Source organism: Lysinibacillus sp. RC79 (assembly GCF_041262405.1).
In the GTDB taxonomy this organism is placed as follows: domain Bacteria; phylum Bacillota; class Bacilli; order Bacillales_A; family Planococcaceae; genus Lysinibacillus.
In genome coordinates this window covers 112518-139392 of the sequence record NZ_JBGCCD010000014.1, presented here as the reverse complement: position 1 = coordinate 139392, position 26875 = coordinate 112518, and the positions used below count along the sequence as shown (strand labels likewise).

General features: G+C 36.8%; 25 protein-coding genes and 1 riboswitch. Of the genes, 11 read left to right on the top strand and 14 right to left on the bottom strand.

Features of this window, described 5'->3' with window-relative positions; all coding sequences use genetic code 11:
- Positions 1-885: 885 nt before the first annotated feature.
- Positions 886-2001: an alanine dehydrogenase gene (gene ald / locus ABH968_RS15080; protein WP_370045155.1), complete on the bottom strand. Its 1116-nt coding sequence runs from the start codon at positions 1999-2001 to the stop codon at positions 886-888.
- Positions 2002-2358: 357 nt separating this feature from the next.
- Here ald and ABH968_RS15075 point away from each other — a divergent pair, with 357 nt between their 5' ends.
- Positions 2359-2808 carry a universal stress protein gene (locus ABH968_RS15075; RefSeq protein WP_323649118.1) on the top strand — a complete coding sequence of 150 codons (450 nt, stop codon included), beginning with the start codon at positions 2359-2361 and terminating at the stop codon, positions 2806-2808.
- A 161-nt stretch (positions 2809-2969) separates the two neighbouring features.
- Positions 2970-3206, top strand: a complete 237-nt coding sequence (locus ABH968_RS15070; protein ID WP_370045153.1) for a hypothetical protein — start codon at positions 2970-2972, stop codon at positions 3204-3206.
- A gap of 58 nt (positions 3207-3264) precedes the next feature.
- On the opposite strand, the gene ABH968_RS15065 is transcribed toward ABH968_RS15070, so the two are convergent.
- The 5 genes from ABH968_RS15065 to mbcS all read right to left on the bottom strand — a co-directional run bounded on the left by ABH968_RS15065 (position 3265) and on the right by mbcS (position 8720).
- Positions 3265-4194, bottom strand: a complete 930-nt coding sequence (locus ABH968_RS15065; RefSeq protein ID WP_370045151.1) for a class I SAM-dependent methyltransferase — start codon at positions 4192-4194, stop codon at positions 3265-3267.
- Between the two features lie 89 nt (positions 4195-4283).
- On the bottom strand, positions 4284-4787 hold the full coding sequence (gene tpx, locus ABH968_RS15060) for a thiol peroxidase (RefSeq protein WP_370045150.1): 504 nt from the start codon (positions 4785-4787) through the stop codon (positions 4284-4286).
- Between the two features lie 275 nt (positions 4788-5062).
- Positions 5063-5680, bottom strand: coding sequence for an RDD family protein (locus ABH968_RS15055; RefSeq protein WP_370045148.1), 618 nt, complete (start codon positions 5678-5680; stop codon positions 5063-5065).
- A gap of 12 nt (positions 5681-5692) precedes the next feature.
- Positions 5693-6706, bottom strand: a complete 1014-nt coding sequence (gene sppA, locus ABH968_RS15050; RefSeq protein WP_370045147.1) for a signal peptide peptidase SppA — start codon at positions 6704-6706, stop codon at positions 5693-5695.
- Between the two features lie 424 nt (positions 6707-7130).
- Positions 7131-8720, bottom strand: a complete 1590-nt coding sequence (gene mbcS, locus ABH968_RS15045; RefSeq protein WP_370045145.1) for an acyl-CoA synthetase MbcS — start codon at positions 8718-8720, stop codon at positions 7131-7133.
- 377 nt (positions 8721-9097) lie between these two features.
- Positions 9098-9196, top strand: a riboswitch (TPP riboswitch).
- Between the two features lie 87 nt (positions 9197-9283).
- On the opposite strand from mbcS, the gene thiM reads away from it, so the two are divergent.
- Genes thiM through thiE form a run of 3 tightly spaced genes read left to right on the top strand, consistent with a single transcriptional unit; the run spans position 9284 to position 11485 of the window.
- Positions 9284-10039 carry a hydroxyethylthiazole kinase gene (thiM, locus tag ABH968_RS15040; protein ID WP_370045143.1) on the top strand — a complete coding sequence of 252 codons (756 nt, stop codon included), beginning with the start codon at positions 9284-9286 and terminating at the stop codon, positions 10037-10039.
- Entirely contained in the window at positions 10039-10863 is an 825-nt protein-coding gene (gene thiD / locus ABH968_RS15035; protein WP_370045164.1) for a bifunctional hydroxymethylpyrimidine kinase/phosphomethylpyrimidine kinase, read from the top strand. The genes thiM and thiD overlap by 1 nt, the downstream gene beginning before the upstream one ends.
- Positions 10853-11485, top strand: coding sequence for a thiamine phosphate synthase (gene thiE, locus ABH968_RS15030; RefSeq protein ID WP_370045141.1), 633 nt, complete (start codon positions 10853-10855; stop codon positions 11483-11485). Before thiD ends, thiE begins: the two co-directional genes overlap by 11 nt.
- Before the next feature lie 253 nt (positions 11486-11738).
- Here the strand turns inward: thiE and ABH968_RS15025 are convergent, their stop codons facing one another.
- The 5 genes from ABH968_RS15025 to ezrA form a co-directional block, all read right to left on the bottom strand.
- The gene (locus tag ABH968_RS15025) at positions 11739-11957 is read right to left on the bottom strand and encodes an alpha/beta-type small acid-soluble spore protein (RefSeq protein WP_053484999.1); all 219 of its coding nucleotides are present in this window, start codon (positions 11955-11957) and stop codon (positions 11739-11741) included.
- Positions 11958-12110: 153 nt separating this feature from the next.
- Positions 12111-13319, bottom strand: coding sequence for a tRNA uracil 4-sulfurtransferase ThiI (gene thiI / locus ABH968_RS15020; RefSeq protein ID WP_370045139.1), 1209 nt, complete (start codon positions 13317-13319; stop codon positions 12111-12113).
- On the bottom strand, positions 13316-14476 hold the full coding sequence (locus ABH968_RS15015) for a cysteine desulfurase family protein (RefSeq protein ID WP_370045137.1): 1161 nt from the start codon (positions 14474-14476) through the stop codon (positions 13316-13318). The genes thiI and ABH968_RS15015 overlap by 4 nt, the downstream gene beginning before the upstream one ends.
- Positions 14477-15008: 532 nt before the next feature.
- A complete protein-coding gene (locus ABH968_RS15010; RefSeq protein WP_370045135.1) occupies positions 15009-15473 on the bottom strand; it encodes a GNAT family N-acetyltransferase in 465 nt (154 codons plus the stop codon).
- A gap of 215 nt (positions 15474-15688) precedes the next feature.
- Positions 15689-17389, bottom strand: coding sequence for a septation ring formation regulator EzrA (ezrA, locus tag ABH968_RS15005; protein WP_370045133.1), 1701 nt, complete (start codon positions 17387-17389; stop codon positions 15689-15691).
- 189 nt (positions 17390-17578) lie between these two features.
- On the opposite strand from ezrA, the gene hisJ reads away from it, so the two are divergent.
- Together hisJ and ABH968_RS14995 are read left to right on the top strand one after the other, a co-directional pair.
- Entirely contained in the window at positions 17579-18373 is a 795-nt protein-coding gene (gene hisJ / locus ABH968_RS15000; RefSeq protein WP_370045132.1) for a histidinol-phosphatase HisJ, read from the top strand.
- 24 nt (positions 18374-18397) lie between these two features.
- A complete protein-coding gene (locus tag ABH968_RS14995) occupies positions 18398-18877 on the top strand; it encodes a GAF domain-containing protein (protein WP_370045130.1) in 480 nt (159 codons plus the stop codon).
- A 95-nt stretch (positions 18878-18972) separates the two neighbouring features.
- Here ABH968_RS14995 and ABH968_RS14990 read toward each other — a convergent pair whose 3' ends face one another.
- On the bottom strand, positions 18973-20853 hold the full coding sequence (locus ABH968_RS14990; RefSeq protein ID WP_370045128.1) for a sensor domain-containing diguanylate cyclase: 1881 nt from the start codon (positions 20851-20853) through the stop codon (positions 18973-18975).
- Between the two features lie 459 nt (positions 20854-21312).
- On the opposite strand from ABH968_RS14990, the gene rpsD reads away from it, so the two are divergent.
- Complete coding sequence (gene rpsD / locus ABH968_RS14985; protein ID WP_370045127.1) at positions 21313-21915, top strand: 30S ribosomal protein S4; 603 nt, start codon at positions 21313-21315, stop codon at positions 21913-21915.
- Positions 21916-22066: 151 nt separating this feature from the next.
- Here rpsD and ABH968_RS14980 read toward each other — a convergent pair whose 3' ends face one another.
- A complete protein-coding gene (locus tag ABH968_RS14980) occupies positions 22067-22924 on the bottom strand; it encodes a CPBP family glutamic-type intramembrane protease (protein WP_370045125.1) in 858 nt (285 codons plus the stop codon).
- A gap of 2 nt (positions 22925-22926) precedes the next feature.
- Positions 22927-23514 (bottom strand): TetR/AcrR family transcriptional regulator, encoded by a 588-nt coding sequence (locus ABH968_RS14975; protein ID WP_370045123.1) that lies wholly within the window; start codon positions 23512-23514, stop codon positions 22927-22929.
- A 190-nt stretch (positions 23515-23704) separates the two neighbouring features.
- Between ABH968_RS14975 and ABH968_RS14970 the strand changes: the two genes are divergently transcribed.
- The 3 genes from ABH968_RS14970 (at position 23705) to ABH968_RS14960 (ending at position 26604) form a co-directional block, all read left to right on the top strand.
- The gene (locus ABH968_RS14970) at positions 23705-24082 is read left to right on the top strand and encodes a hypothetical protein (RefSeq protein ID WP_370045121.1); all 378 of its coding nucleotides are present in this window, start codon (positions 23705-23707) and stop codon (positions 24080-24082) included.
- 390 nt (positions 24083-24472) lie between these two features.
- Entirely contained in the window at positions 24473-25678 is a 1206-nt protein-coding gene (locus tag ABH968_RS14965) for an iron-containing alcohol dehydrogenase (protein WP_370045119.1), read from the top strand.
- A 116-nt stretch (positions 25679-25794) separates the two neighbouring features.
- A complete protein-coding gene (locus ABH968_RS14960) occupies positions 25795-26604 on the top strand; it encodes a cobalamin-binding protein (protein ID WP_370045117.1) in 810 nt (269 codons plus the stop codon).
- The last annotated feature ends 271 nt before the right edge of the window (positions 26605-26875 follow it).

The window sequence follows — 26875 nt, the reverse complement described above, 5'->3', positions numbered from 1 at the left end:
TACAGAATGGCAAATACCCGAAAGGGATATTGGCGTTCATCTAATAATCCAATCATAAATAGAGCCCTAAATAATAAATACTGGGAGAAACAAAAATTAAAAAGTCTCTCCCAAATCATTTTAAACCCATAAAACTTTCGAACCGCCGTATACGGAACCGTACGTACGGTGGTGGGAGAGGTCGACTAGTCAATTAATGGCTAGTCTCCTACTCGATTATAAAGTATGCTCTCCGGCAAAACGAGTGATTGATTTCCGTTCCAGCTGGGCGCTTTCCTGGGGGCGTCCGATGAGCCGCTTCGCTTCGCTCCAGGGTCTCGGGCCAACACGATGTTGGTCACGAAGGCGTTATCACAGGACGTGATGGTTTTAGCCTTCGTTCCACTATTGCTGATCCCCAAGGAGTCACCCAGCTTCCACTCCAATCAACTATTTCACATAGTATGTATTTTCTTGCATGGCACTCTAATTTATAGTTATAAAAAACTACAGCAAATGTTTTTTGTGCAAAAGCGAAGCATTAGCAGGTGTACAATTACGTACCTGTTATAAGTCGTCATAGTGTTCACTTTTAAAATGAATAGAAGTTATACGCTATCGCTGATTGGAGTGGAAGGCTACTCGACTCCCGTGGGAAAGCGAGACAGGCGAGACCCTGCACGGAGCGCAGCGGAGGAAGCGGTTCGACGCTCGCCCACAGGAAGCTCTGCTCTGCGCGAAAGCGAAGCGTCAGCGACAAATGTTTTATCTGTGCGAAAGCGAAGCGTCAGCAACAAAGCGAGTAGCCTGGAACGGAAATCAACCCTCGTTTTGCAAAGAGGAATAGTTTTTCAACAACATAAAAGGAAGCAACCATAAACACGGTGCTTCCTTTTGTTATTTTATTTATTGAATTAATTCATCAACATTTACATATGGCAAACCTTGAGAATCTGCAACGGCCTTGTAAACGAGATGTCCCTCTATAGTATTAACACCTTTTTTCAATGCAGCGTTTTCAACACATGCTTGTCTATAACCCTTATTCGCAATTTGAAGTGCATAAGGAATTGTATTATTTGTTAAAGCAATTGTTGATGTACGTGGTACAGCTCCTGGCATATTTGCTACTGCATAATGCACAACTCCATGTTTTACATAAGTTGGATCATCATGTGTCGTCACTCGATCAGATGACTCAAAAATACCGCCTTGGTCAATAGCAATATCGACTACTACTGAACCTGGTTGCATTGACTTAATCATTTCCTCAGAAACAAGCTTTGGTGCTTTAGCTCCAGGAATTAAAACTGCCCCAACTACTAGATCTGAGTTTTTCACTGATTCTGCAATATTATAAGGATTAGACATTAATGTTTGAACATCACGGCCAAACAAATCTTCTAATTGACGTAAACGCTCTGGGCTTAAATCAATAACCGTTACATCTGCACCCATTCCGACAGCTATTTTCGCCGCATTTGTTCCAGCTATACCGCCACCGATCACTGTAACTTTACCGCGTGGTACACCTGATACGCCGCCTAGTAAAATACCTTTACCTTCATGATTTTTCTCTAAGAATTGTGCACCAATTTGTGTTGCCATTTTACCAGCAACTTCACTCATTGGTGTTAAAAGAGGTAAAGAACCATTTGCTAATTGCACCGTTTCATATGCGATGCCTACAACTTTTTTATTTAAAAGTGCCTGCGTTAATTCAAGCTCTGGCGCTAAATGTAAATAAGTAAATAAGATTTGACCTTCATAGAAGTAATCGTATTCTGATGCTACAGGTTCCTTTACTTTCATGATCATTTCTTGCGCCCATGCTTCTTTTGCCGCCTCAACAATATGAGCACCTGCAGCAACGTAGTCTGCATCTGTGAAGCTTGAACCTAAACCTGCTCCAGTTTCAATGTACACTTCATGGCCTGCATTTGTTAATGTAACAACCCCTGCCGGTGTCATGGCTACACGATTTTCATTGTTTTTAATCTCTTTTGGAATACCAATCTTCATCTTCCCTATCCCCTTCCATTACCTAAAAAATAAGCACATTTTGTTACATACTCTTCGATGTATTGATGCACCCCTTGCATTTCCATATTACCAAACATAAACAAAAAATGCTTTAATTAAAATAATAATAGATAAAATTCCTAATATTCTTACAATGATAAATATTCCAACTTTATCAATCTTAGAGGTTTCCTGGAGAATGCCACGTAAGTAACAAAAAATATGCTTGTAATAGTAATATTTTTTTGTTTGTGAATGTAAATGCCTTCACTTTTTCACATTTTTTCTTCCGGAAAGTATTTCCTTTAGAAAATCATTTGGTATAATCAACATATACAAATCAGGGAGGTAATTCAAATGGCTAATAAATATAAAAGCATTGTAGTTGCAGTAGACGGTTCAAAGGAAGCTGAATACGCTTTTCGTAAATCGATTGACGTAGCAAAACGTAACGATGGTGCTGTATTAAACTTAGTAAATGTTATTGACACACGTTCATTCGCTGCAATCGAAGCATACGACCGTTCAATTGCTGAGCGTGCTCAAGCATTCTCTGAAGAGCTATTAAATGGTTACAAAAAACAAGCTGAAGAAGAAGGCTTAACAAATGTTAACCTCGTAATTGAATACGGCTCACCAAAAAATATCATTACAAAAGAACTTTCTAAAATTGTAGACGCAGACTTAATCATCTGTGGTGCAACTGGTCTAAATGCAGTAGAACGCTTCTTAATCGGTTCAGTATCTGAAGCAATTGTACGCTCAGCTAAATGTGACGTACTTGTAATCCGTACACCTGAAAATTAATTGTGTATTACATAAAAGGTATCCAGTTTTGGATACCTTTTTCTTATTGTTGAAAAACTATTATGTAATGATATTAAAGTTCCTATTAAATAATGTATGGCTCTTCTGCAAAACGAGGGGTTGATTTCCGTTCCGACTGGGCGCTTTCCTGGGGGCGTCCGATGAGCCGCTTGGGGCAACAGGATGTTGGTCACGAAGGCGTTATCACAGGAAGTGATGCTTTTAGCCTTCGTTCCTCTATTGCTAATCCCCAAGGAGTCGCCCAGTCTTCACTCCAATCAACCAATTGCACTAATTCTTTTATCGACAAATTAAAGAGATTGGGATATAAGTATATTTTTAAAGCAAAATTAAAAAATTTCACATTAGAAAAGCGCGAAAAATCAACGTTTCTATAATTGATTTCTCACGCTTTTTAAGGTTTTTGGCCAGTTTTGTCCTAGCCTCTTTTTTTACTTATTTCCCTTCTTGCCACATCTTCACTTTTTCAAAGAACATAGCAAGAGCTTGTTTATTTTGCATATTTGGTACTTTTGCTAACAGTACCTCTTTTGGAGCATTGAATTCCTTACCTTGCTTTTGTAAAATGACAATGCTCTTTTCAAGTGCTTTATTGGCGAACATTGTATCTGGCAATTGAATAATCGCTTGAATCCAAGCATGCTTTTGAATGTATTTATGCAGTTGTTTCGATTGCTCAGACTCAAAAAGATGGGTCGGTGCTAAGAAAAATAAGTAGCCTCCATCCTTCGTGTAATTAATGGACTGCTCAATAAATAAGTGATGTGCATAACTCATTCCTTCTGAAGCGCATAGTTCATAATCTAATGCGACATCTTCATTCGGATAATACCCGACCGGTAAATCACAAACAATAGCATCTGCAGGATTTACTAATAAATCTTGTAAAGTATCTTGACGGAATAAGGAAACTGGCTGCTCTGTCAAATCAGCTGTAGCAGCAGCTATACGAATAAGTAGCTCATCAACCTCTACACCTGTTGCTTCTATTTTTCCGTCTAATAAATTCATAACTGTTAATAGTAAATTTCCTGTACCTACCGCTGGCTCTAAAATGGAAATTTTTTCAGTCTCTAGACGTTCTGCAAATAGTTGCTCCACAAAATAACCAACTAATAATCCAAGAGTATCAGGTGTCATTTGGTGATTCGGTTGAGATCCTTTTCGCATCCCCTTTAAAACAGCAATTTGAATCGCTTTGCGCACATCTTCCTTTGTAGCACCATCTTGTGAAAAATTAACTTCCCCATCTAGCCATGCCTCTAAGCCATCTAAAATCCCCTCTAGCAATGTAACATTATGTTCTTTTTCTATCTTTTCAGCATGTTCATTTAGCATACCAAATAACTTTTCGATATTTTCCATATACAACTTCCTTTCACGCAGAAAAGAGCCGTGACAAAAACTTGTCACAGCCCCTTTGTCTAGTAATATCTTAGCCTAAAATCAATAAATTATGCTAGTACTTTGACAGCTGCAATTGCGGCTTCATAGTTTGGATGGTCTGTTGCTTCAGGAACATATTCCACAAATGTCACTTTGTCATTTGCATCCACAACAAACACCGCACGCGTTAGAAGGCGTAATTCTTGGATGTAGACACCGTATGCTTCACCAAATGAAAGGTCACGGTGATCTGAAACTGTTTGAACAGCATCAATACCTGCTGCACCACACCAACGTTTTTGAGCAAACGGAAGGTCAACAGATACCGTATAGATAACTACATTGTCACCTAAGTTTGCTGCTTCTTCATTAAAACGACGTGTTTGTGCATCACAAACACCAGTATCTAATGATGGTACAACGCTAAATAAACGAATTTTTCCCTCTGAACCTTTTAATGTAACAGGTGATAGATCATTCGCTAATACAGTAAAGTCTGGTGCTTTGTCTCCAACTTTTACTTCGTTACCTACAAGTGTTACTGGGCCATTCTTAAATGTTACTTGTGCCATATAAACGCCTCCTAATCATCATATGTACATAATATTACTAAATGGAGGGAATTAATTGCAACTGAGACAGCTTATCAAAAATAGTTTTGATAAAATCTTATCGCGCATGTAGGTTGATTTCCGTTCCGGCTGGGCGCGTCCGATGAGCAGCTACACTTGCGTTTCAGGGTTTCATCTGTGACGCTAATTCCCAAGGTTATTTTCTAACTAACCATCAATTACTACTATCAACAAAAATAAAGGGCTGTCTCACTGAAATGAGACAGCCCTAGCCATTATTCTTCGTTTTTTTCCTCTAGCTTTTCAGGTTCTAGTTTTTCCTCTAGAGGTACAGATTCAGTATTTTCCTCTTTGATCGGCAAAGATGGTTGCACAATATCTTTTTCAATATAAACTTTTTCATGAACGACTGTTGTATCCGCGAAAAAATCATGTAGACCTTGATTATTCGGTAAAATGGCTACGAGAATATAAAGTGGCATAAAAATGCTGTTGATGATCCGCCCTATCCAATCACGGAATAACACATCTGACCAAGTCAGCTTCTCATGCTTTAATGAAATAACACGTAATCCAAATATCATTTTCCCTAATGTTTGCCCAAAAAATTTCGTCATCAATACGAAATAGCTGTAATAAAAAATAGCGGATATAATCGAAATTGGTGCATACCATACTGTTTCAGATAATGACCAATCCATTAAATAAAAAATTGGGTTAACGAGAATTCCACCTATAGCTGTAATAACGAATCCATCTAATAAAAATGCCCAAAAACGTATCCAAAAGCCTGCCGTTTTTAACGCATAATTTTTATTCGTAATTGGCTTATCTATTAGGAAGGCATTCTCCATAGAGGGTGAACCTTGCATAACAATTTCATTGTTTGTCATTGTACTCCCTCCTTAGTTTTCGCCATATAAATACATCATTTTTGGTGCTTTATAATCTGCCATAATTTTCATCAACATTTTTTCCTCTGCTGACGGACCAAACATTGACCCAATCTTCATCCCAACATATGATTGCCAGCCACCCTCATCATATGAATACTCAAATAATTCTGCGTCCTCTAAACCAAAGTCTTTACGCAGTGCAGCAATTGTTGCTTCCTCATCACCAATCTCATCTACTAATCCCGCTTCAAGTGCCTTCTTACCACTAAGAATTCGACCATCGGCAACTTTTTTCACATTGACTTCAGACATATTACGCCCTTTTGCCACAATATGAATGAATTCCTGATAAGTTTCATTAATCATGTCTTGCATCATAGCACGCTCTTCCGGTGTCACTTCACGCATTGGACTAAGCATATCTTTATGTTCACCAGATTTAAACGTTTCATATTTAATACCAACTTTTTCTGCTAACGCCTGATAATTAATAGATTGCATAATGACACCAATTGAACCTGTAATTGTATCACGTTGCGCAAATATCTTATCTGCAGGTGCTGAAATGTAATAACCACCTGAAGCTGCCATCGAATCCATAGAAACATAGATTGGAATTTGTCGCTCTTCTTTAATTTTCAAAAGTTTTTTATAGATTTCTGCTGATTCTTTTACACCACCACCTGGTGAATTAACACTTAAAACGATACCTTCCACAGTTTGATCATATAAAATATTATCTAATTGATTTAAGAAAAATTGATGATCATAAGCAACTGGTTGCCATAATGTACTTGAGCCAACATCTTGAATCGCACCATCAACCTTTAAGTATGCAATACGTTTATCCATATCGCCACCTTCTTTAACCACTTCCATTACCGTCAAGTCGTTTCCAGCCACCAAGCTATCAAAATTGCTAAAGAAATCCGATTTAAATATTGCAAAAATAGTGTTGATCCCTAACGAGAATACTAATAGTACACCTGCAATTATTAAAGCAGTCCACCTTTTAACATTCATATTTTTCCGCCTCCTCATACGTTATACAATAGATATTCTAATTTGTTTCATACTTATTGCAATAATATGGCTTATCACCATAACATGGGTTGATCTATGTTCCGACTGGACTCTCGGGACAATAGAGTTTTTATGCGAAAGCGCAGCGTTTTCACAGGACGTAATGCTTTTAACCTTCGTCTCCTCTACTTGGCTTACTCCATGGTCTAAATCTATGACGCTAATCCCTAAGGAGTGCCAAGACTCCAATTAACTTATATACAAGTCACACGTTTTAACAAATGTCATTTCTTTTTACGGTGAGCCAATACTATGCAAAAGCTTTAACCTATTCAACCTATACTACATTATCTAATAAAAAAAAAAAATCAAAGTTCATAAACAAAGCAGGAACTTTGATTTTCGACATTAATTTCCTAGGAAATTAATGATGAATGTTAGAATGGGTTTTCTCTTGTTCACGTAATTCGACACGACGAATTTTGCCTGATGCAGTCTTTGGTAGCTCAGTAACAAACTCAATTGCACGAGGATATTTATAAGGGGCTGTTAAAGTTTTCACATGGCTTTGTAGTTTTTTAATAAGCGCTTCATCACCAACTTCTCCATCAGAGAGCACAACAAATGCCTTTACTACATTTCCACGAACTTCATCCGGACTCGCGACAACGGCAGTTTCTTTTATTGCTGGATGCTTCAATAACGCATCTTCTACCTCAAATGGGCCAATCGTATAGCCAGACGATATAATGACATCATCCCCACGTCCTTCAAACCAAAAATAGCCATCTTCATCTTTATATGCACGATCTCCGGTAATATACCATTCGCCTCTAAATTGTAAATTTGTACGTTCGGGATCGTTTAAATATTTTTTAAATAACGCGGGTGTTTCACAGTGAACAGCAATATCTCCAACTTCTCCGATTGCAACAGGATTTCCAAAATCATTGATAATTTCTACAGTATTACCCGGAGTAGGTTTCCCCATTGAGCCCATTTTAGACTCCATCCCTACCATTGTACCAACAAGTAATGTATTCTCTGTTTGTCCATAACCATCTCGTACTTGTAAATTAAAGACCTCGGAAAATACTTTTATCACTTCACTATTTAAAGGTTCACCCGCTGACACAGCCTGACGTATTGTACTTAAATTGAAATCTCGTAAATTTTCAAGCCCCGCCATAAATCGATATTCGGTTGGCGTGCAACACAGAATATTAATATTGAATTTTTCAAGCAGTGCAAGGTATGTTGCCGCATCAAAGTGACCTTTGTAAACAAATGCTGTTGCACCACTTCCTAAAGTAGCAAGGAACGGACTCCAAATCCATTTTTGCCAGCCAGGAGCTGCTGTAGCCCAAACAATGTCACCTTCTTGGACACCTAACCAATTTGGTGCAGTAGTTCGTAAGTGTGCGTAACCCCAGCCATGTGTATGTACCGCTGCCTTCGGATTGCCTGTTGTACCACTCGTGTATGCTAAAAATGCAATGTCTGTACTCTTAGTTGGTGTAGAACTTATATAGGTTGTTGGTTGGTTTTGCATTTTTTCAAGCAATGCCTGCCAAGATCCATGTGCATGACCAATGACAAATTGCTGTATTTCTTGTAAATTTTCCACATTATCAAATTGTTCAATATAAGGCTCAAATGCAATAACACCTTTTGCATTGGCATGATTGATTCGATATTCAATATCCTTCGTTCTCAGCATTTCTGAGCTAGGTATTATGGTTAAACCTGTCTTTAAGGCTGCAATATAGACGATATACGCTTCAACTGATCTCGGCACCATGACTAAAATAACATCACCTTTTTTTAAACCTTGAGATGTAAATACATGTGCTGCCTGATTCGCCTTTTCAAGTAAAGCTGTATATGTTATATACTGAATTTCCTCATCTTCGTTATAAACTACTAATGCATTTTTCGTAGAATCTTGTGCATATTTTTCAATTTCCTCTGAAATGTTATACCATTCTGGTGCGATTAAATCTTCTCTTTTCATGGCATGTGCCCCCTTTATTACGCTCATTATAAAACTCAATTTTTATCATTTTCAATGGAATTCACTCTAATTCATTAAAGTCGTGACAACTATCATGCTCTGCTATATGGCATCAGTCACGTTTTAGTTCTATCAATTTCAGCTTGGTGTAATTGTTGCTGTCGCTTCGCTTTCGCACAGAAAACATTTGTTGCTGTCGCTTCGCTTTCGCACAGAAAACACTTGTTGCTGTCGCTTCGCTTTCGCACAGAAAACATTTGTTGCTGTCGCTCCGCTTTCGCACAGAAAACACTTGTTGCTGTCGCTCCGCTTTCGCACAGATAAAAATTCCCTATTGAACACGAATGAATAATATGGTACATTTTGGACAACTAAAAGCATAATTGCAGGGGGACTCATTTAGAGTTGAGAAGGTAAAACCTGACCCTTTGAACCTGTTAGTTAATACTGACGTAGGGAGCAATACACATCTAATTACTGATGAAAGGCTCTTTTACGTGTTTTTTTTACACGAAAAAGGGCCTTTTTTGCACGCTTACGTCCATCCAAAAGGAGGACTTAAATTGATTTTTCAAACGATCCGTAAACAAAATCCACTTATTCATTGCATTACTAATTATGTTGTGGCTAATTTTCAAGCAAATGGCTTATTAGCAATAGGTGCTTCTCCAGTCATGGCTGATGACAGTCATGAGGTTGAAGAAATGGTCGCAATTGCCTCAGGTTTTTTGATAAATATTGGTACCCTTAATGAACGAATGAAAGAATCAATGTTACTTGCAGGAAAAAAAGCAAATGCTCTTGGCATTCCCGTTATTTTAGATCCTGTTGCTGCAGGTGCAACAACATACCGGAAACAAACGGTACAACAATTACTGGAGGAAATAAAATTTGCGGCTATTCGTTGTAATATTGGTGAACTTGCAGCTATTGCCAATGTAGAATGGCAACAAAAAGGCGTAGATAGTGGTAGTGGTTCCATTTCTTTAGAACTTGAGGCACAGCAAGTAGCTCAACTCTACAATTGTATTGTGATTGTGACCGGTGAAAAGGATTTTATTACTGATGGCGAACATCAGCAATGGGTTACAGGTGGAAATTCTCAAATGACAGAAATTACCGGAACAGGTTGCTTATTAAGTGCAATTTGTTGTGCCTCCTACGTCTCAGGAAAAAAACTATTTGACCAATTGGTAGAAACTTTATCGCTTTATAAAAAAGTGGCAGAGCGAGCCGCTTCTTCAACTCAATATATTGGCGATTTTCAAATTGCAGTATTGAATGAATTACATCGCCTTTCCAAGGGTGGTGAAGAATGATGCATATTGTAACGACAATTGCTGGTTCAGATAGTGGTGGCGGTGCAGGTATACAGGCTGATTTAAAAACATTTCAGGAATTAAAGGTGTTTGGAACGTCTGTTATTACAGCTTTAACGGCCCAAAACACACTTGGTGTATCGGATGTCTTACCAATTGAAGTTAGCTTTGTTGAAAAACAACTTATAGCGCTAGTCGAAGATTTTTCAATTAGTGCTGTTAAAACAGGAATGCTGTTTTCCTCCGAAATAATCCAATCAATTGCACAGATTTTAGCTGAAGTGAAAATTCCGCTTATTGTAGATCCTGTCATGATTGCAAAAGGTGGCGAAAGCTTATTACAGCAAGAAGCAATTGAGGCATTACGTAGTTTTTTGCTACCTTTAGCAACAATTGTAACACCGAACATTCCTGAGGCAGAAACCCTTTCTGGAAGGAAAATCAACTCTTTAACAGATATTAAAGAAGCAGCTCAAGTCTTATTACAAATGGGCGTTCAATGCGTCATTATTAAAGGCGGTCATTTAGAGGATCAATGTTATGCTACTGATTATGTATTTTTTCAAGACGGTCGGTCATTTTCCATGCAGTCTACACGTATTGCAACAAAAAATACGCATGGGACAGGCTGTACGTTTTCCGCTGCATTAACTGCCTTTCTTGGTCGTGGACTACCTCTAGAAGAAGCGATTGAGGAAGCTAAAAAATTTATTCAATTAGCAATAACGCATGATTTATTTATTGGTAATGGCCATGGTCCAACAAATCATTTTGCCTATCAAAACTATAAGGATTCTTGCGAGGTGATCATTCATGAAACGTGACGATCTACAGCTATATTTTATTATGGGTACAGATAATGTTTTCAAACAAGATCCAATAAATGTTTTAGAGAAAGCTCTCCAATCTGGAGTTTCCATGTTTCAATACCGTGAAAAAGGGCCAAATGCACTTACTGGGAAAGCCTATGAAAATTTTGCTCGGAAATGTCAAAAGCTCTGTCAGCAGTATAATGTTCCGTTTATCGTCAACGATGATTTAGAGCTAGCTATAAAACTTAGAGCGGATGGTGTTCATATTGGACAAGAGGATTTTCCTGTGTCGAAGGTACGTAAAAAAATTGGCAACATGATTCTAGGTGTTTCTGTTCACTCACAAGCTGAATTACAAACTGCTCTACAATACGGTGCTGATTATGTAGGAATTGGTCCGGTTTTTTCAACCACTTCTAAAAGCGACGCCAAACCACCTAGTGGAACTGATTTTTTACAGCAAGTTCGGATACAATATCCGGAGCTTCCTATCGTTGCGATTGGAGGCATAAATTGCTGGAATGCACATACGGTATTTAAAGCAGGTGCGGATGGAATAGCAGTTATTTCTGCCATTTGCGAAAGTGAAGATATTTCAAATACAGTCTCTACATTTAAATCATTTGTAGGATAAAGTGAAACTTTAAACAGTGGGAGGGTCTTTACCCCACTGATTATTAGTCTTCACCAATCGGGTTTTTACTGGCAGTTAGCCCCACCTATTTCTTTGCACTCCTTGAATTGAAATGGGAGGACCTGACGCTTCTCTTTTGATATAGATAAATTACTGCCTGTTAATACGGGATAAAAAATAAACAATTTAAACAAACTAAAACCAGTGCCTTTTACGGTCACTGGTTTTAATTTTATAATTGCTGATTAAGCAATTATTGGTTGCTGTTTGGCATGCCTTTTAATTGAGATTCTGCCATTTGTACAAGACGTTTAGTGATTTCACCGCCAACGGAACCGTTAGCACGAGCTGAAGCGTCAGCTCCTAATTGAACACCAAATTCTTGTGCAATTTCGTATTTCATTTGATCTAGCGCTTGTTGTACACCAGGTACTGCAAGCTGGTTTGAACTGCGGTTTGTGTTGTTCGCCATGTGTCTCACCTCCTTGTGAATATAGAATGTGCGATATTAGATTTTTAATACAAAAATTTTATCGGTAAATTGTACCTGTAAAGGAAATGAACAAAAAAAGCCGACTCAAGACTTTTGAGTCGGCTCGTTAGCTTAAGAAATCGCAAGCTTCTTCTATAAAAGATCTGCAAATTTATCGGCTTCTTGCTCTTTTTTCGGGAAAATATAGACTTCACGGTTTTTCACTGCTCGTTCGATTAGTTCATCAAAATCCGAGAAGCTTTCATAGTGCTCAACCTTTTCAAGCTTTGGCTTTGTTTTTGGACTTGCTGGAGTAAAAATTGTACAGCAGTCTTCGAATGGCTGGATAGACGTTTCGTATGTGCCTATTTTCTCTGCAATATCGATAATTTCTAATTTATCTGATGAGATTAATGGACGTAAAATTGGTGTGTTAGTTACGGCATTAATAGCTGTTAGACTTTCAAGAGTTTGACTCGCTACTTGACCAAGACTCTCACCTGTAACAATAGCTAGTGCACCAATTTCTTCACGTACTTTATCAGCAACTTTTAGCATCATACGACGAGTTGTTGTCATCGATACATTAGAAGGTACTTTTTCTTTAATAAGAACTTGAATTTCAGTGAAAGGAATTACATGTAATCGTATATTAGCTCCAAATTTTGTTAATTCATTAGCAAGTACCTTTACTTTTTCCAATGAATTTTGGCTTGTATACGGTGGGCTAAAGAAGTGAATCGCTTCTAAGCGCACTCCACGTTTCATCATTAAATAACCAGCAACAGGACTATCTATACCACCAGAAAGCATTAATAAAGATTTACCATTAGAGCCTACAGGCATTCCACCTGCACCCGGTATAACTTGTGCCATCATATATGTTGCATCATGACGCACCTCTACACGAAGTTCGATATCAGGCTTCTTCACCTTTACTGATAAATTTTGATATTGTGGTAATACATAACCACCAATTTCGCGTTGAATGGCATGTGATTCTAACGGAAATGTTTTATCTGTGCGCTTTACTTCTACTTTAAAAGTAAGCTGCTCATTTTTAAATGTATCCATAATTGTTATTGCCAGTTTTTTCATGGCCTCCATGTCTTTTTCACATGCTGCCACTGGACTAAATGATTGGATACCAAAAATTTTAGGTAATCCTTTTAATAGCACGTCCATTTGTGTTTCATTTTGAATGGCTATAAACATACGATCGCGCTCTGTACGAATGTGTAAATGTCCTAAATCCGCAAACGCATGACGAATGTTCTCTCGTAAACGACGAATAAAATCCATCTTGTTACGACCTTTTGTAGAAAGCTCTCCATATCGAATTAAAATTTCTTTCCAAATCATGATTTAAATTCTCCTTTAAGTTCCATCAATACTTCATCTAATACTTGTTTAAACTTTACTATATCTTCATTTGTTACATGCGCGCCAAAACTTATACGAATAACACCCTTTTTAAAGTGCTCATCGATATTTAGAGCTTCAACAACATGGCTTGTTTTTGTCTGTTTCGATGAACAAGCACTCGATGTCGAGACAATTACATTGCGTTTTTGCAACGCATTTATAATGACTTCACCTTTTAAATCACGAATACTAAAAGATAAAATATGTGCCGCTCCTTGTGGTGTTGATAAAATATGAACTACATCCCCATATCCACGTAATTGCGTGCATATTTCTTCATACCATTGACGGTATTTTTTCGCACGGTCATTCATCGTCTCGACTGCTATTCGGGCTGCTTTGGATAAGGCTACGGCTTGCGGTACAGCTACTGTTCCACTACGTAAACCAAACTCCTGTCCTCCACCAAGTGCATACGGTTGCCATTTCATTTTTTTACGGAATGCTAGTACACCTGAACCTTTAAAGCCGTGAATTTTATGGCCAGAAATTGAAATACAGTCTGGTCCCTCATCATCGTTAAATGATATTGCTAACTTTCCAAAGCTTTGTACAGCATCAACGTGAAAAGATGCTCGACTCGATTCATGAATAATTTTTGCAGCTTCAAAAATTGGTTGGATAGCACCCATTTCATTATTTACATGCATCATACTTACTAAAATGGTATCGTTGCGCACTTTTGTGCGAAGCTCCTCTAAAGAAACAACTCCATTTTTGTCTACTCGCAAGTATTCTACGTCAAAACCCTCTTGCTCAAGTTGCTTAACAGATTCTAGAACAGATGGATGCTCAATTTCAGTTGTTAAAATATGATTTCCTTTATGTGTATTGCTACGTGCTAAACCAAATATAGCCGTGTTATTGGATTCAGTACCACCTGATGTAAATAGCACATTTTTTGCTTCTGTCTGTAAAATATCTGCTACTTGCTCACGTGCACGCTTTAACAAGTCGTTTGATTCAACACCCATTGCATGAATGGAAGCAGGATTGGCATAATACTGCTCATTCACTACCATAAATGCTTGCATAACCTCTTTTAAAGGTTTTGTTGTTGCACTGTTGTCTAAATAGATTGTATTAACTTCCATTAATATTCACACACTTTCAAAACGTTGATTTAACGGTATTTATCATAACGCAATCTTCAGCAATTGACTACTAACTTTAAACAATTATCCTTATTTATCACTTATTTGTTTGCTTTTAATGTGAAAAACCACCCATTATAGAGTGGCATATTAAAATTTACTATGAACGTTTCCTGAGTATAAAAATTTGGGTTTTGCATTGTTAGGCTTATTACTATAACGTGAGGTTGATTTCCGTTCCGGCTGGGCGCTTTCCTGGGGGCGTCGGGGCAACAGGATGTTGGTCACGAAGGCGTTATCACAGGACGTGATGCTTTTAGCCTTCGTTCCCCTACCCGCTTCGCTCCAGGGTCTCATCTGTGACGCTGATCCCCAAGGAATCGCCCATCCTCCACTCCAATCAACTAATATACATGACATATGCTTTAAATAAATGCCATCCTCAACTTTCAGCGACCATATTTAAACTATATTTCAACACCGTATTGAAGGCGAATTTCACCATTATAAACCCTAGTCAACACGCTTGTTTTTAATCTTTCTTCATTGTTATAAATTCAGTTGAAGCTGTGAATTCCATGACTTTTTCAAAGCCTAATTTTTCATATAGATGAATTGCTCTTGTATTAAATGTAGCTACTGTTAAACGAATAGGACTATGATTTTTTTGTTGTAGCTGATTTAAGATAAATGAAAAAAATTCTGAACCATAACCTTTTCCTGTTAGCTCAGGCTTCATCCCTATTCCAACATCAATGCACTCGTCTAAATACGCACCAGAGTCATATCCTTTAGGTACTTGTGCAGATGTTCCTGTACAGAAAAAACCGACTAGCTCTTCTTGATCATTGACAATTGAATAGTACGGATTTTCAAGAAATTCTTTTAGAGATTCGTCGCATAGTTCATTATTATAAAAAACATATGGTTCTTCATACTTCCAATTCAAAATGTCCGTCGCATAAACTTCATTCATTTCCTTAATATAAAATTGCATTATGAACACCTCTATTTTTCATCGTTTCTAAACAAAAATTGGGATGAGGCATAATGTGAAGCTTCCGGTCACTTTTATGTCTAAGAGCACACGCAAACGTCCGAAAAAATCGTATGAATACCCCAACAAACAAATTGGCCTTTTAATAATAAAGCTGTCTAAAAAGTAATAACTATACCTTTTAGACAGCTTATGTAATTTTTTATTATACTTGACTATTTTGTTATTGTTTCTTCTGCTACAAGTTCTTGAATTCGCTTTAAAGCTCCTGGCTCCATTTCTTCAACTGCCGTTCCAGCCTCTTCTAATGCCTTGGAATAGCGGAATTGATTGAAGGATTTTTCTGCTTCTTTTAAACGAGTATGCAATTTTGGATTTGTTGCACGATGACGATTACCATACTGAATAATACGTTCAATTAGCATTACATTTTCAATCAATTCATGTGCCTTCGCTTTTACATCCTCTACACAAAGTGTTGCAGCATTTAAATTATTATGAACTGTTCCCATGTTGAGAGGTACCTCTTGCAGGCTTTGCATTACTACATAAATATGCTCTGCTGCCTCATCTAGACGGGCATCCATCTCTTCAGGAATACCTGGAATATTAGCCTTATTCAATAGACGATCTGTTTCTTGTAATGTTTTCTTTAAGTTTTCTACTTGCGTGCGAGCCTTGTTTTCATCAATTCGTAGCTTCTTCATCGTATTTGACAAATGGCCTTGCTCCTCATGAATACCTTCAAGCTCCTCGTTAATTTCAATCAATTCTTCCTGCAAACTTGAGTATGCAGATTTTTCCTCTCTAACACGCATCGCCAATAAGTCATAGCGACGTTGTAAAGCCTCTAATTGCTTTAATGCAGCTTTTGGAATTTCTGCATCTTTTTCATTTAAACGATAGCTTCGCTGCACAAAGGTTGCTTCATCACTTACTAATCTTGTTGAACCAATAACATTGGTGATTGAACTTAATAAACGATCACAATTTTGGTCAACATAATTTTTAGCAATAACCTCTTTTTCAAGCAAATCGTAATAATGATCAATCTCTTCATTTATTTCAGCAACACGCGGTTTAACAACAGTTAAGTTAAGCTCTGCTAATTCATTTTTTAATGTCGTAAATTCTTCTTCAAATTTATCAAGCGCTACAGTTAGCTCTAAATGCTGTAAATAATAGGATTGCTCTTCCATTTCCCGCTGGCCACTACGTAATTCTTGTACCGCTCCTGGTAGCTTTACTTGCAATTCAGTCAAAATTGTTGGGACATCATTTATGTATTCAAATGTCTGCTGTGACTCTTGGTTCAAGCCAATAACAATTTCTCTTGCCTGTAAATAATTCCCTTCGCTAGTAAGCACATCGAATTCCTCAAACTTTTGAACAAACGTCTCCAGCTTTTTCTCCAGAGCTGGTAATGCTATACCAAATGAATGTTGGTGCGCTAACAATGTTTTACGTGCAGAGCGATAGTATTCTTTTAATTGTTCAATTTCAATACGATTTTTTTCTTCGCTGCCAATTAATTCATTTAGTTCTTCTAAGATTTTATCTTTATTTTGTTCACACTTTTGAATGTAATCTTCTATCTCACGTTCAATTAACGTTGCTTTATTAAAACGTAGTCTATTGATTTGATCCTCTGCGTCAAATAAAAGTGAATCAATTTTTGTCATATGTACATCGATGACTTCATCCCAACTATTACGCCATCGTTCAAACATCTCTTCCGTTTCACCGTTCATGTTTAAAGATTTAACTTTTGAAATTTCCTCATTTATGGGATTGTTTTGTATTTGTGATTTTTCATTTTCAAGTTTAGCAATGATTGTTGTATGTTTTCGTCGCATCATAAATCCTACTATAGCTAAAATTAATAGTAGGATAACCGGAATGATGATATACTCCATCGTAAGCCTCCTATTCTACAATAAACGAATTGGCTAGTTGTATTTATTATATACTATGTTATCGCCTTTTGTACTAAAATTTAGTGTTTTTTGTGTATATACGCCTTTCAAGAATAATACCTACTTAATTTTTGAACAATTGTCGCAAATAGAAGTGTTATTATCAATAGCTAAAGGAGTGGTTATTTTATGAAATATGACGGCCATGTTCATAGTCCATATTGTCCACACGGTACTTCTGATTCATTTAAGCAATATATTGAAAAAGCTATCTCCCACAACTTTACAGATATCACCTTTACAGAACATGCACCATTACCATTGAATTTTGTTGACCCTACACCACAGCAAGATAGTGGTATGAATCCAGAATTTTTAATGCCTTATTTTGAAGATTTACAGCGCCTTCAAAAGGAGTATGCACAAGACATCCGCATTCATATAGGTCTAGAGGTTGACTATATTCAAGGCTTTGAACAAGAAACTCGTCAATTTCTTAATACATATGGACACTTTTTAAATGATTCTATTTTATCGGTCCATTTTTTACAATGGCAAAATACCTTTGAATGCATTGACTTTTCTCCAGAAAGTTTTATGGCTTTTTCAAAAAAAGTGGGCTCTATCGAACAAGTGTATAATTTATATTATGATACCGTCCTACAATCCATTAAAGCAGATTTAGGGCAATACAAGCCTAAGCGCATTGGGCATCCTTCACTTATTCACAAATTTCAATTAGCACATATGGTGAAAATTGATGATTCTGCGCGGATTCGAGAAGTTTTAGATTTAATGAAGGAAGAAAGCTATGAGCTAGATTTAAATAGCGCTGGTTTAAGTAAAACATATTGTCAGGAACCTTATCCACCATTTTCCTTTATCGATTATAGTAAATCTATTGGGCTACCCATTGTTTTCGGTTCAGATGCTCATACTGTTGCTGATTTACATCAACACTATAATGTTATATATCCAAAATAAATAACTTTCAAACGGGGTGCTTTTATGTTTACACAAATTAATTATGATGGGCCAATTGCCGAGCAATATGATACTTTAGCAAAACAGTTAGATGCTCTGCTTACAGGAGAGAGCGATCGCATTGCTAATTTAAGTAACGCCTCTGCATTACTAAATCAATTTCTGCCAAACATTAACTGGGTCGGTTTTTATGTATTACAGGAGGAGGAACTTGTATTAGGGCCATTCCAGGGCTTACCTGCCTGCGTCAGAATACCAATCGGACGCGGCGTTTGCGGAACAGCTGTAGGCAAAGAAGAAACAATAGTGGTAAAAGACGTACATGATTTTCCAGGGCATATTGCCTGTGATGCCGCGTCCCAATCCGAAATCGTTATTCCCTTGATAAAAGAAGGACAGGTCATCGGTGTTCTTGATATCGACAGTCCAATCGTAAATCGTTTTTCTAAGGAAGATCAAGAAGGGTTAGAGCTATTCGTAAAAACCTTAGTCCCCCATTTATAAAAAAATGCCCTAAAATGATTTATTGTCATTTCAGGGCATTTCAGCGCATAAGGCTGACGTTTTATTTTCAAAAACATCTGTTTACTTTTATTACATTATGAATTTGTTAGATAGGATCGATCATGAATACAAAAACGATTTTTACCACTGTTTTTCGCTTCATAAAGCGCTGTATCTGCATGAAGGAAAACAGATTGAAACGCTGGACGGTACTGTTCATCCCATGTTATGAGACCTGCTGAAATTGTCACCTGAGGATCTGTTGTACTTGGAATTACTGCAACGATTGCTGCTGCTAATTCGATTGCTTCTTTCTCATCAATATTTGGAATATACACAGACATTTCTTCTCCACCCCACCGTGCACAAATACCACGAGTTCCAATTGTTTCTTTTAACCGGGATGCAATTTGCATAAGAATCTTATCACCAATTTGGTGACCATACGTATCATTAATGCGTTTGAAATTATCAATATCAATGAGTAAGAACATTCCTGATTGATCATTTTTAAGTGACTTTTCTACGTACTGGTCTAAATAACTTCTTGCGTACAATTTCGTCAAATGATCCAAATCTACCATTTCCTGAAGTTGATTTCGTAATATTGAGTTTGCAATTGCTAAAGAAGAGTGATGGATTAATGATTGCATTAATTTAAAGCTGTCAAATGAAAAGAAATATGGCTCCTTGTGTAACACAATACTAAAGCCATTAATTTTTTCTTCCATTAAAATCGGGATTGCCATAATTGAACGATATTCAATTTGATATGGGGTTAATCGGCTGAAATCGGCAATAAATAGTGGATCATTGGTATTTTCAAAATGTTGTTCAACATGTTTTATATATGTTTGACCCTTTTCTACATTGAATAAAGCAGTACTAGCATCCGTCACTTTAAAGGTGTCATTATATTTAAAAGCGAAACAAACTTCCATTGGTTGAAAAGATTTCATTAACTGTTTTTGAAGGAAAAGTAACATTTCATGAATGTCAATCCTCATATTTAAACGATGCGATGTTTCATTGATGAGTTGTAAATCACTTACTAGGCGATGTGATTGATGATATAATTTTGCATTTTCAAGCGCATTTCCTGATGTTTGTGCTAGCATTCGTACAAAGTCTTTTTCAGTCGTTGAAAAAAGATATGTTGTAGGTGCACTTACTTGTAAAATACCATAAATAGCTTGTCTCCCTTTTATAGGGGCGTTTAATAATCGACAATTTAAATCGCTAGCAAGCTCCGTTGTCAGATCTCCTGAGACAAAAGCCTCAATAGTTGCAGGTCTTTCAGATAAGTAATCAAAAAGCTTAATATCGATAGTCGTATGGCGGTCTTGATCATTCGATAGTATAAGCTCCACATTAAACTCTGGGAAATTATCCTTAATATTTTTTAAGACATTTTCTAAAATTAAATCAATATCCATAGTGGAATGAAATAAATCTGTCATATTATACAATTTTCTATATTGGTCTTCATTCACTTTTACTTCAAAATTTTCTCTAATCAACTGAAGAACCTTTGTAAGCGTTTCGACAAACTTTTCCCCGTAATCCGAAGTCATAAAGTCTGTCCATGCATCGGTTGCCTCGACGAGTAGCACACCAATTGGATTCTTGCCTTCTGCTTGGAAAAGCACCATATCTGTCATCGTCATATAGGCGTCTTTTTCTTTTAATATATAGGGAATTTTCACCATCTTCTGTTGATAAAAGCTAGCTTCAATCATTAACCATGACACAGCATTTAGTTTTGTTTCAATTGTTACAGTAGCCATCTCTTCAATCGGTATTAAAGAATTACCTTCGAAACCGAGAAATGCCACATTTACAATTCCAAAGCGCTTCTTTAGACACTGTTTCAATGGGTTAAAATACCCATTAAAACCAGCTTGTTCCTTAGAACTCACCCAAATGCTTAAAACATCTGATTTTATATATTTTAGCGTTTGTAAATGGTCTGTCATGAAATCACCTTTTCTATATAACGTCCAAATCAATTACTATTAACTTATAGTATATTATACATAATTTGTGTCATTTTGACTATGTTATTCTATTTCACTTTTACATTTTACATATTACACTGTATCATTAACTATTCCTGAATATCGAAAAATGTATAGAGAGGAAATTTTTACTATTATCCTTTTTTCGAAAATAGTTAGTCTAATAATTGACGTCTATGTAATAAGCAGTTACAATGAATTTTGTGTAAAATAAACGCAGCAGTGGTATGAGCTTATTACTGTATTTTATTCCTCTATTTTATTTAGTATAACTAAACAGATTCAAATAGATGGTGTATCGCGTAACCTAACGGCTGCATAGGCGAAAATACATGAAAATAAAATGCGTATAAGAATGGGTACTACTGGTTTTTGTTTTACAACAAAAAAACCAAATTTAAAGGAGGAGACAACAATATGTCTCGTTATACAGGTCCATCTTGGAAATTATCACGTCGTCTTGGTATCTCACTAAGCGGTACAGGTAAAGAAATCGAAAAACGTCCTTACGCACCAGGTCAACACGGTCCAAACCAACGTAAAAAATTATCAGAATACGGTTTACAACTTCAAGAAAAACAAAAACTTCGTCACATGTATGGCATGAACGAACGTCAATTCCGTACTCTATTCGACCGCGCTGGTAAAATGAAAGGTGTTCACGGTGAAAACTTCATGGTTCTTCTTGAAACTCGCCTTGACAACCTAGTTTACCGTTTAGGTTTATCTCGTACTCGTCGTGGATCTCGTCAATTAGTAAACCACGGCCACATCTTAGTAGATGGCAAACGCGTTGATATTCCTTCATACAGCGTAAAACCAGGTCAAACGATTTCTCTTCGTGAAAAATCTCAAAACCTTGCAGTAGTAACAGAAGCAATCGAAGTAAACAACTTCGTACCTGACTACTTAACATTTGATGCTGACAAAAAAGAAGGTACATTCACTCGCCTTCCAGAGCGTTCTGAATTATCAGCTGAAATCAACGAAGCATTCATCGTAGAGTACTACTCTCGTTAATTACTTACGGTTCTTAAACCTCGCAACCTTGTTTATACAAGTGTTTGCGAGGTTTTTGCATATAATCAGATATTCGGAAACAATCAAATATAAAAATCCTAGAAACCTTGTAAGATTAATGGCTTCTAGAATTTTTTTCATCGCTAATTTTTTAAACGATAGCTGTTGTAGTTGATTTTGATACAATTTCCTTCTCCAACTTTTTTCGTTTAGTTCGCAATAAAAGCCCTACCATTAGGTAAAAAATTGTAGTAATAATGCCTGCCGTTGGAGAAACAAGAAATTCTTTTCCCTGAGCAATTTTGATATAGCCATCAAGAATAAGTGGATTCACAAGCGCATCTTCTGTCATATGCATAAGGACAAGCGGCCAAATACTTTTTGTCATTAAATAAATTTCTGTATACATTACTGTCCAGCAAATCATCGTCACAATACCTATCAACGCAAATAGCCACCTATTTACAGGAAGTACACTAAAGATATCACTTTCTGATAAGAACACTAAAAAATACGGGATATGCCAAGCTCCCCAAACACCACCAACAATAAAATACAACCAAAAGTCATTTACTTTTAACGATGAAAGTTTACTCGTTAAATAACCTCTCCAAACCGATTCCTCAAAAAAGTTTTTAACAAATTGAAGCAGTAAACCACCAGCAAAAACTGAAACTAATGCATCTAAATTAAAATTTGAAAAATCCATCCAGCCAAATATATTGCTTAATAGCAAAACTATAAAAGTGATTATGGGATAGACTAGGAGCGAAACAATATACCATTTTATGTTGCCTTTCAAATTTGGCCATAAGCCTATATCTCGCCAACCATCTCCTGCAAATGCACGTAACAGTATAGTTGTCAGTAACGGAAATACTAGCCAAATCCCCATCCCAAGTGTGTCTCCTTTAGGTTGTTCAGGGATAAAGCGATCTACAAAAACACCAAGCCAGCCACATAGTAAAACAACAACTATAAAGATTATTAAATTCCGTTTAGTTTTCATTTTCAATCCTCCTTCCTGTTTTCAAGAATCGAAATAACCCACATTGTATTAGGACAAGGAGTTTCGGGATGTAGTGCAATGTATTGGGCGATTCCTTGAATAGAACACCAAAATGCTACCGCAAGTGCTTCAGCATTTTCCTGTTTAATTTCACCTAGCAATTGCCCCTTCTCTATTAATGGAATACTCTTTTTTATTAATTTATCTGCTTCCGTAAGCATTTCTTTTAAATCTTCCGACAAGGAATCCAGATGTTGTGCATTCTCCATTAGTACAAACATTTTTGCTGCAGACGGGTTGGTACTGATCATGTTAAACAAATCCGTAGCAGCCGCTGTAAATATAGCTAATGGTGATTCATTAGTAAAATTAAAATCCATCTGAAGTCTTTCACAACCTATGCGAATTAGCTCTTCATAAAGCTTTTCCTTAGAGTCAAAATAATGAAAAAGCAACCCCATGCTCATATCAGCAGCTTTAGCAATATCAGCAACTTTCGTTTCACCATACCCCTTTCGAATAAACAAATCTAATGCAGATTGTAAAATTAAAGCTCTTCGTTGCTCTTTTTGTTCATGTCTAATCGACATTTTCCCCATCCTTTTATTGAAAATATTTTCATTGAAATATTATTCAATAAAATTGCAAATATACCTACAAAGTGCCTAAATAATAAAAACTTCAATAAGTTTTCATTCCCGTTTGTAAATATCAATAAAAAAGGAACCTTTTATCTTTATGGAAGTCTAAATACAAAATATCGAAATACAGGAGGAAATAATGGGGGTTTCTGAACTTACTGTGATGGTTTTAATTTATAGTGGGATCATGATTTTTTTCTTAGTACCCTTTAAAAAGCATCAAAGCAAGGAAATTAAGCGTCCAATTACTTTTAAAGAAAGTCTACAGCATATCACTTTTCATAAAAAGGCTTTACTAGCTCTCCTTTTATTAGGCTTTTTGTTAGTAGCTATTTGGTTCGGTTATGAACAGGAGGTATATCATGTTAATGCTCACAGTGGTTATCCTCCTATAAGTACAGATTCAGAAGCAATTTTCTTTATGTGCGCAATAATAGGATATACGGTCATTCTTTATTTTCTTCTTGCATTATGCATTTCCTTAAACATTTCAAAAAGAAAGAGAGTTTATTTTTAAATATTCTGTAAATTATGACGATTTTATGTACTTTAAAATAGTAATTACACATTTAAAAAACAACATAATTACTACTATTATATTAAAAACAAATTATCAGTTATTTACTATTCAATACTTCTTTAAAATAGAACACATTTCCAAAAAATATATTTTATTTTCATAGGAAAACAATTTTCAAACCGTTTTAAAATCAATACTCCTAGACAATTCAAGCTTCCTTCAACCAAAAAACAAAGCTAACTTTTTTGTGAAATAATAACACGATTAAAATTAACAATTTTAATAAAAATACGAGTTGAACTTTCACAAAAAATAGAATACTATGAATTTCGAAAGGTGGTTCGCCATCATTCAAGCAATAACAATTATTTTAAAGGGGTTGGAAATATGTCAGACGTTCTAAAGCAATTTGTTATGCCGAAAACAAACTTATTTGGACCTGGAGCAATTCAAGAAGTTGGTAAACGCTTAAATGATTTAGAAGTGAAGAAGACATTAATCGTAACAGATGAGGGCTTACACAAACTAGGTCTCTCTGAACAAATTGCTAACATCATTATAGCTGCTGGAATTGATGTAGCAATTTTCCCGAAAGCAGAACCGAATCCAACAGATCAAAACATTGAAGACGGGATTGCAGTGTACCATGCTGAAAACTGTGATTCAATCGTTTCTCTTGGAGGAGGTAGCGCACACGATGCAGCAAAAGGTATCGGACTTATTGCTTCGAATGGTGGACGCATTCATGATTACGAGGGCGTTGACAAATCAGAAAACCCACTAGTTCCATTAATCGCTATCAATACAACTGCTGGTACAGCAAGTGAAATGACTCGCTTTACAATTATTACGGATACAACTCGTAAAGTGAAGATGGCTATCGTGGACAAACATGTTACTCCACTACTATCGATTAATGACCCAGAGCTAATGATTGGCTTACCTCCTGCTCTAACGGCGGCAACTGGTTTAGATGCATTAACACATGCAATCGAATCATTTGTGTCGACAAACGCAACTCCAATTACTGATGCATGCGCAGAAAAAGTACTTCAGCTAGTTCCTGAATATTTACCACGTGCCTATGCAAACGGTGCAGATTTAGAAGCACGCGAGCAAATGGTTTACGCACAATTTTTAGCAGGCATGGCGTTTAATAATGCATCACTTGGCTATGTACATGCAATTGCTCATCAATTAGGTGGCTTCTATAATCTACCACATGGTGTATGTAATGCTATTTTATTGCCACACGTTTGCCGCTTTAACTTAACAGCACGTACTGAGCGTTTTGCAAAAATCGCTGAATTGTTAGGCGAAAACGTTGAAGGATTAAGTAAACGTGATGCTGCTGAGAGAGCAATTGTAGCAATTGAAAATCTTTCTAGAGATTTGAACATTCCAAGTGGCTTCCGCGAATTAGGTGTGAAGGATGAGGATATTGAAATCTTAGCGAAAAATGCAATGTTAGATGTATGTGCTGCAACAAACCCACGTAAAGCAACTTTAGAAGACATTAAACAAATTATTACAAATGCGATGGGCCCTGTAGCGAAAAAAGAAGAATCACTCGAAGCTATCGCACTTTCTTAATAAGTAATCAAAAGGCATGTCTTTGCAGGCATGCCTTTTTTGTGGTCAGCATTCAGGCATTGTATATGACCTCAACACTCGCTATACTTTTCTTAAAAAGAATGGGAGATATGAAGATGCGTTTAATCTCAATTTGTCCAAGTAATACCGAGCTTGTTGCTTATTTAGGCCTGACTGATCAGCTTGTCGGTGTCGATGATTTTTCGGATTGGCCATTAGCAGTAAACGACTTACCTCAGCTTGGCCCAGATTTATCAATTAATATGGATGCATTAGAAGCATTACAGCCTGATCTTGTACTCGCATCCTTAAGTGTCCCCGGCATGGAAAAAAATATTGAAGCGTTACAAGCTAGAAATATTCCCCATATTGTTTTTAATGCTAATTCATTAGAGGAAATCGCACAGGATCTCCATACTTTGGGTAAAGCTTGTGGAGTTGAAGGGCGTGCCAAAAAAATTGCCGAGGAATATTTACAATGTATCGATCGTCTTCGCACAGTTGCTCAAACGATTCCTAAAAAACCTACTCTCTATTGGGAGTGGTGGCCAAATCCTATCTTTACGCCAGGTAAAATAAATTGGCTAACTGAAATTAGTGCCATTGCTGGTGGGGAAAATCTGTTTCAAGATGTAGAATTAGCAAGCGTGCAAACCGATTGGGCAGATGTAGTAAGGCGCGACCCAGACTATATTATGATGGCTTGGGTAGGAGTTGCCTTTGAGCGTATTCAACCGGCTAATTTATTAAAACGTTCACATGCGCAGGAGCTACAAGCCGTTAAAATGAATCAGCTTCACGTAATGGAGGAATGGCTTTATTGTCGCCCATCTCCACGCCTTATAGAGGGTGCATTAAAGCTTGCGAATATGCTTCACCCAAAAGAATATAAGCACGTAAAGCTTCCTAGTTTTTTAGATAGTTAAAAGAAATGTCAACGAAGTCTTTGTTAATATTGTGGCACTTTAAATGAGAGTGATTTCGGTTCAATGCTACTCGCTTTCGCACAGATAAAACATTGTTGCTGTCACTTCGCTTTCGCACAAAAAAAACATCTTGCTAGAGTTTCGTCTTATAACTATGACATGACAGAAGATACATGCTATGTGAAGTGGTTGATTGGAGTGGAGGCTGGGCGACTCCTCGGGGATCAGCGTCACAGATGAGACCCTGGAGCGAGCATCGCGAGTGAAGCGG